Annotated in this window: 6 protein-coding genes; 2 read left to right on the forward strand and 4 right to left on the reverse strand. The window is 68.3% G+C overall.

Features of this window, described 5'->3' with window-relative positions; all coding sequences use genetic code 11:
• The coding region (locus tag AC1D15_RS17505) for an AraC family ligand binding domain-containing protein (protein ID WP_477826976.1) at positions 1 to 328 on the reverse strand (328 nt) is incomplete at its 3' end.
• Positions 329 to 440: 112 nt separating this feature from the next.
• On the opposite strand from AC1D15_RS17505, the gene AC1D15_RS17510 reads away from it, so the two are divergent.
• Together AC1D15_RS17510 and AC1D15_RS17515 are read left to right on the forward strand one after the other, a co-directional pair.
• Positions 441 to 1,139, forward strand: a complete 699-nt coding sequence (locus AC1D15_RS17510) for an O-methyltransferase (protein ID WP_477826977.1) — start codon at positions 441 to 443, stop codon at positions 1,137 to 1,139.
• A gap of 17 nt (positions 1,140 to 1,156) precedes the next feature.
• Entirely contained in the window at positions 1,157 to 1,834 is a 678-nt protein-coding gene (locus AC1D15_RS17515) for a siderophore-interacting protein (RefSeq protein WP_477826978.1), read from the forward strand.
• A 24-nt stretch (positions 1,835 to 1,858) separates the two neighbouring features.
• Here the strand turns inward: AC1D15_RS17515 and AC1D15_RS17520 are convergent, their stop codons facing one another.
• From AC1D15_RS17520 to AC1D15_RS17530, 3 genes are all read right to left on the reverse strand, one after another.
• Positions 1,859 to 2,827: a glycosyltransferase family 2 protein gene (locus tag AC1D15_RS17520; protein ID WP_477826979.1), complete on the reverse strand. Its 969-nt coding sequence runs from the start codon at positions 2,825 to 2,827 to the stop codon at positions 1,859 to 1,861.
• 141 nt (positions 2,828 to 2,968) lie between these two features.
• Complete coding sequence (locus tag AC1D15_RS17525; protein ID WP_477826980.1) at positions 2,969 to 4,174, reverse strand: M20 aminoacylase family protein; 1,206 nt, start codon at positions 4,172 to 4,174, stop codon at positions 2,969 to 2,971.
• A complete protein-coding gene (locus AC1D15_RS17530) occupies positions 4,171 to 5,034 on the reverse strand; it encodes an N-formylglutamate amidohydrolase (RefSeq protein WP_465114728.1) in 864 nt (287 codons plus the stop codon). The genes AC1D15_RS17525 and AC1D15_RS17530 overlap by 4 nt, the downstream gene beginning before the upstream one ends.
• Between the last annotated feature and the right edge of the window lie 47 nt (positions 5,035 to 5,081).

Here is a 5,081-nt window from a genome sequence, read left to right on the forward strand (position 1 = left end):
GTGCACAGCAGGCCGACGGGAGATTCGATGCGGCTGCCGGGTCGATGAAGACGACGTAGCCCTCCATCTCGCCGGCACCGGTCACCTTGTGCGACACGCCACCGGGTATCCAGATCGCCYCTTGCGGCGGCACGAGCCAGAAGCCGCCCTCCACCTCGCAGGTCAGCACCCCGCGCATCAGCAACAGCAGCTCGCCCTTGCGGTGGTTGTGGAAATCCATCTCGTGCCGCTGGCCGGGGCTCTCGATCACGGCACCGATGCTCAGCACCGGGCGCGGCACGAGATCCGGATCCGCCCAGTCGGCGGCAAGCTCACTCAGAAGGGGCATGGGGGAACGATGACGATTGGCAGGATCTCCGAAGATTCTGGCATTGCCGCGCAATGCGCTCGCAAGAGCCCCTCCGTACGATGTGCCGTCACCCTTTGGAGCACACGAGACCATGGATTCATTGAGCACGGGCCGCGGCGCCCGGACGCTGCAGCACCTCTTCACCGAAGCGGAGCAGGCCGACCGGCCCTTGATGGCGCAGTTCGTCGATGCGCCGCATCCCGAGCAGCTGATCGCGGACACCATCGCCCACCACTTCGCCGAAGAGCGCCGCGACCTGCGCGGCTTCTACCGCGGCTACGCCGACAACTTCCTGAACGTGGCGCCGGAATATGGCCGCTTTCTCTACCAATGCGCCCGGGCCCGCAAGGCGACGCGGATCGTCGAGTTCGGCACGTCGATGGGCGTCTCGACGATCCACCTGGCCGCTGCCCTGCGCGACATGGGGGGCGGCCGCCTGATCGGCACCGAGCTGGAGCCCGGCAAGGCTGCGCGCGCACGGGCCAACCTCGAGGCGGCGGGGCTCGCCGACCTGGTCGAGATCCGCGTGGGCGATGCGCGCGAGACGCTCGCCGATGTCGGTGGCGAGATCGACCTGGTGCTGCTCGACGGGGCATTCAGCCTGTACCTGCCGGTGCTGAAGCTGCTGGAACCGCACCTGAAGACCGGCACGCCCATCCTCGCGGAGAACGCCTTCGATCACGGCAACGAGTACTTGGCCTACGTGCGCGATCCGGCGAACGGCTACCTCTCGCAGCCGATCCCGATCAGCGAGGGCCGGGGCAACGAGTTCAGCGTGTTCACGCGATGAGTTGGGGCCGTTCGCTGATGCGCATGCTGATGAAGCAGGCGCGGGTCGTGGCGGTCGAGCCCGTTTCCGAAAGCTTCCGGCTGATCACGCTGGAGAGTCCGGAGTTCAAGGGCATCCAATGGGTTCCGGGGCAGAAGGTGCAGATCGCGATGGGATCGGCGTTCGTCGCACGGACCTTCACGCCGATCGAGTGGGACGCGGCCGCGGGGCGGACGCGGATCCTGGGCTATGCGCATGGCCATGGGCCCGGAAGCGCTTGGGTCCGTGAGGTCAGTCCCGGCGATGCGTGCGATGTCTTCGGGCCGCGGGCATCGCTCGATGTCGGCAATGCACGCATGCCTGCCGTGATCGGCGACGAGACCTCGATCGGCCTGGCCTGCGCGCTCGGTGGCCAACGCCGCCCCGCGACCCTGCCCTGCCTGTTCGAAGTGAAAGCCGCTGCCCCTGTCCGCGAGGTGATCGCGCGGCTGCATCTGGACGCGGCGGAGTTGTTCGAGTGCAAGGAAAACGACGCGCACCTGGAAGACATCCAGCAGCGTCTGGCAGCCCTCGCGGCCACCGGCTCGGCCTTCGTGTTGACAGGCAAGGCCTCGACCATCCAGCACCTGCGCCGAGCGCTGAAGGACTCGGGCGTCGCTTCGTCTCGCGTCTTGACCAAGGCGTACTGGGCACCGGGAAAGACTGGCCTGGATTGAACTCTCGTGTTCGGTGCCGGAAAGTCAGCCCTGGGTGCGCCCACGCCCCAGCGCACTGAGCACCACCAGCTTGACCGCCAGCTTCGCGGCCGCCACCGTCGGCCGGTAGCGCCACGATTCGCGCAGCCGCTCGCGTGCCGCCGGCAACTGGCGAGCCCACATCAGGTCGCGCGCGTAGCCCAGCGTGGTGGCCACGCGGGCATCGCGAAACTCCTTCGCGAAATGGCGGGCCTCCTCCGGATGCTCCTGCTCGAACTTGGCATACACCTTCAGCCTGTTGCCGGTGTCGATGTTCCGGCTGAGCGAGCCCGGCGTGGCGGTCACGTTCACCAGCGGCTGCGCCACCTCGACGATCGTGGTGGACACCGCCACGCGCAACGCGAAGTCGATGTCCTCGCCGGTCTTGAGCGTGGTGTCGAAGTCTCCGGCCGCCGTGCGCGCCTCGGTGCGCAGCACCACGTTGGAGCCCATCATGCCGCCCATCAGCAGGTCGGGCAGCCGCAGCATGCCGTTCACCACCCCGGGCTTGGGCGGTGCGATGCCGATCTCCGAGCCGTCGGGGCGCACGCCGCGCGCGCGGGTGCAGCACGCGGCACCCGCACCGGGCACCGCCTCGATGGTGTTCACCGCCGTCTCCAGCCAGCGCGGATCCCAGTGATCGTCTGAATCGAGCAGCGCCACGTAGTCGCCGGTCACCTGCGGGAACGCCGTGTTGCGTGCGCTGGACACACCGCCGTTGGTCTTCGGGATGTACTGCACCGGCGCCGGCAACTCGCGCACCAGCTCGGCGGTGTTGTCGGTGGAACCGTCGTCGACCACGATGACCTGGTGCGGCGGCAGCGTCTGYGCCAGCGCGGATCGTGCCGCGCGCACCACGTCCAGCGCACGGTTGTAGGTCGGGATCACGACCGAGACCCTGGCTCCCCGGCCGCTGCGCTCCCGAGCGAACCCGGCCAGGTCATCGACCCGGCGATCAGCCGTCTTGCTGCTCATGGCATCCCTCCCCAGGGCTGACACCTGGTCGTGTCGACTCAGGTTGAGCAGTAGATTAATTGTCGATGTGGCCGAATTCAATCGGCCGGGAACGATTATCGATAATTGTCAGGAATCGAGGTTGAAGGCCGCAATTTCCGCTCAGCCCCGCGCGAAGAACGCCTCCACCAGGCGAACCCAGTACGTCCCGCCCACCGGCAGCAATGCATCGTTGAAGTCGTAATTCGGGTTGTGCAATTCGCACGGCCCCATGCCGTGGTATGTGGCCTCGCGGTGCCCGCCGCCGCCGTTGCCGACGAACAGGTACGTGCCCGGCACCTTCTGCAGGTAGAACGAGAAGTCCTCGGCGCCGCCGTGCTGCGGCGTGTTGCCGTCGACCTTGTCGGCACCGAAGGTGTCTTGCGCCACCTTCATCGCGAAATCGGTCTGCGCGTCCCAGTTCACCAGCGGCGGGTAGGCACGGTGGAACTTCAGTTCGCCGGTGCCGCCGTGCAYCTGCGGCAGCACCTCGGCGATGCGCCGCATGTTGGCCTCGATCTCGTCCAGCACCTCGGTGCTGAAGGTGCGTACCGTGCCGCGGATCACCGCCTCGCCCGGCAGCACGTTGTACGCATCGCCCGCATGGATCTGCGTGACGCTCACCACCGCCACGTCGATCGGATTCTTGTGGCGCGAGATCAGCGTCTGCAGCGCTCCCACCATCTCGGCCGCGATGACGATCRTGTCGACCGCCTTGTGCGGCTGCGCCGCATGCCCGCCGGTGCCGCGCACGATGATGTCGAAGCGGTTGCTCGACGCCATCGTCGGCCCCTTGCGGAACGCGAAATGCCCCGCCTCGAAGCCCGGCATGTTGTGGATGCCGTAGATCTCCTCGCACGGGAAGCGGTCGAACAGGCCGTCGTCCATCATCGCCTTGGCGCCAGCGTTGCCGCCCTCCTCCGCCGGCTGGAAGATGAAGTTCACAGTGCCTTCGAAATCGCGGTGCGTGGCCAGGTAGTGCGCCGCGCCCAGCAGCATCGCGGTGTGCCCGTCATGCCCACAGCCGTGCATGCGCCCCGGTTCCTTCGAGGCATGCAGGAAGCGGTTGTGCTCCGGCATCGGCAGCGCGTCCATGTCGGCGCGCAGGCCGATCGCGCGCTCGCCGGGGCCGCGCGTGCCGTGCAGCACGCCCACCACGCCGGTCTGGCCGAGCCCGCGGTGCACCTCGATGCCCCACGCCGCCAGGCGCTCGGCCACCAGGTCGGAGGTGCGCGTCTCCTTGAAGGCCAGTTCGGGGTGCGCGTGGATGTCGCGGCGCAGCGCGGTGAACTCGGCGTGCTTGTCTTCGATCTCGGCGATGAGCGTCATGTGACCTGGTCCTTCACGTAGTCGGCAATCTCACGGGAGACGGCGCTGAGCGCAGCCTGCAAGGCGGTGAAGCCGGCACTGCGCTCGCGCGTCGTCTCGTTCATGTAGAGCCCGCGGTGGATCTCCACCTGCAGGCTGTGGCGGCGCTCGGCCGGCCGGCCGAGCCGGGCGATCAGCGCCACGCCCTTGAACGGGTCGTTCAGCGCCACGCTGAAGCCGCGCCGGCGCAGCGCCTCGGCCACCAGCGCGGTGAACTCGGGCGCCGCGGTGCTGCCGTCGCGATCGCCCAGCACGAAATCGGCCAGCGGATGGTCGCTCTGGATCTGCAGGCCTTCATACGAATCGGCGGGCATCGAGTGCAGGTTCAGGTGCCACACCGCGCCGAAGCGCGCATGCGCCGCCTCGATCTGCTCGCGCATCGCGGCATGGTACGGCGCGTGGTACGCATCGATGCGCCGCTGCACCTCGGCCACCGGCAGCTTGCGGGCGTAGATCGGCCACTTGCCGCTCTTGCCCGCATCGCGCCAGATCAGGCCGATGCCCAGGCGCGTCTTCTCGCTCGGGCGCAGCGGCGTCGGCCACGGCTCGGCCAGCATCCCGGGGTCGATGTCGTCGATGTCGCGGTTCGGGTCGATGTAGGCGCGCGGGAAATTCGCCGCGAGCAGCGTGGCACCGACCGACGGCAGCGCCTGCCACAGCACGTGCACGTCGGTGTCCTCGGCGCCGCGCAGCTGCTCGAAGGGCACGACGTGGCCGAAGTCGTCGGGGTACTGCACGCCGCTGTGCGGCGAATCGCAGATGAGCGGCACCGCGTCACCTTCGGGCAGGCGCAGCGTGAAGGGCGGGATGGATTCAGTCATGGCGCGGGATCGTTGAGGTGGCATGCGCTGGTGTGGCCAGGCTGCAG

This window comes from Rhizobacter sp. P2_H2, assembly GCF_056403375.1.

Coding starts and splice junctions, on each gene's coding strand:
- AC1D15_RS17510 (WP_477826977.1), top strand. CDS start 441: ATGGATTCATTGAGCACGGGCCGCGGCGCCCGGACGCTGCAGCACCTC.
- AC1D15_RS17515 (WP_477826978.1), top strand. CDS start 1,157: ATGCGCATGCTGATGAAGCAGGCGCGGGTCGTGGCGGTCGAGCCCGTT.
- AC1D15_RS17530 (WP_465114728.1), bottom strand. CDS start 5,034: ATGACTGAATCCATCCCGCCCTTCACGCTGCGCCTGCCCGAAGGTGAC.